This window comes from Actinomadura rugatobispora, assembly GCF_042656285.1.
Lineage (GTDB): Bacteria > Actinomycetota > Actinomycetes > Streptosporangiales > Streptosporangiaceae > Spirillospora > Spirillospora rugatobispora.
Map to the genome: position 1 here is coordinate 1 of NZ_JBHSON010000226.1, position 1,529 is coordinate 1,529.

Genomic DNA, 1,529 nt, shown 5'->3' on the forward strand with positions numbered 1-1,529 from the left:
CCGGAGCTGGTCCAGGACCGAGGAGACGGCTTTGGCGTCGAGTTTGGCCAGGGTGCCGGTGCCCTCGTTCAGCAGATCGTTGAAGGTGATCGGGGTCGCGGTCCGCTCCAGCGGGATCCGCCGGCGCCCCTCGGACACATCGGCCATGTAGGGTTCGCCGACCGGGCCGCTCAACCGCAGGTACCGGCCGCCCAGGATGTTGGACATCCGGATCTCCGCCCGCGTCCTGGGGCCGAGTTCGACGTTGGCGTCGACCTTCCAGGTCACCACCACGCGGCCGTTGCGGAAATCGGGTTTGACCTCGGTCACCTCACCCACCGCGACCCCCGCCACCTCCACCTCATGCCCCGAGCGGAGCCCGCCGGTGTCGGCGAACACCCCGGTCATGGTGTACCGCTCCTTGAGCAGCCCGAGGGTGCCGGTGAGGAAGGAGATCGTGACGCCCAGCGACAGGACGGTCAGTCCGGCGATGCCGACGATGAGGGGGTTGCGGTCACGGAAGGACGTGCGCGCCATCAGTTCCCCTCTCCGACCACCAGGCCCCGCAGCACATCCTCCGAAGAACCGCGCTCGGGATACTTCTTCAACTCGGTCTTGTAGGGGCACGGCCCCGGCGCCAGGGTCAGGCACGGGGTGGTCCCGACGAACAGCTCGCCCTCGTTGATCAGATCGAACAGCCGCGACATCTTGGGGCCCGCCGACTTCAGGATCGGGGTCAAACGGTCCAGATTGCGGTTGGTGCCGCCCATCACCACCGCCATCCGGCCCACCACCTCCTCCAACTCCCGCGCGTTGCCCGCCGTCAACCGGTCGGAGGTCCGCACCATCGCCGCCAGCTGCGTGATCGCCTGATCCACCAGCCTGCGGTTGTCCACGAACGCACCCGACAGCGTCACCAGGTTGTCGGTCATCGCCGCGATCTGCTTGTCACGCCGCGACAGGACCCGGGTGACGGCGGCGAAGTCGTCCAGGGTGCACTGCAGGCTCTGCCGGCGCGCCGCGATCGTGGAGGACAGTTGATCGATGTTGCCGATCAGCTGGTGGATGTTGGCCTCGTTGCCCTCCAGCGCCTGGTGCAGCGAGGTCATCAGCTGGTTGATCTGCTGGGGGTCCAGCGTCCGCGTGAGCGGCGCGATCTGGTTGATCAGCTCACCCAGATCCACCACCGACCGGGTCCGGGTGATCTTGTCGCCGTCCTTGAGCATCGCGCCCGCCGTGCCCGGGATCAGATACACCACCCTCTGCCCGATCGGATCCCGCCACCGCACCGCGGCCTCACTGTCGGAGGGGAGGCGGTGCCGCTCACGCACCGACAGGGTGACCTCGGCGCGGCCCTTGCGGACGTGAATCTGGTCGACCTGCCCGACCGGGGCCCCGGCGATCTTGACCCGGTCGCCCTCACGCAGCCCCCCGACATCGTCGAAGGTCGCGGTGACCCGGTAGGAATCGGAGAAGTCCAGCCGCGCGATCTGCATCGCGATGAACCCGGTCAACGTCACCGTCACGGCCAGGAACAACAACAACCGCGC

General features: G+C 68.0%; 2 protein-coding genes. Both read right to left on the minus strand.

What is annotated here, in order from left to right; all coding sequences use genetic code 11:
• Positions 1 to 516 (minus strand): MlaD family protein (locus ACFPZN_RS55960; RefSeq protein ID WP_378293556.1); only part of this gene is annotated, 516 nt, incomplete at its 3' end.
• On the minus strand, positions 516 to 1,529 hold a 1,014-nt coding region (locus ACFPZN_RS55965; RefSeq protein ID WP_378293558.1), incomplete at its 5' end, for an MCE family protein. The genes ACFPZN_RS55965 and ACFPZN_RS55960, both read right to left, overlap by 1 nt.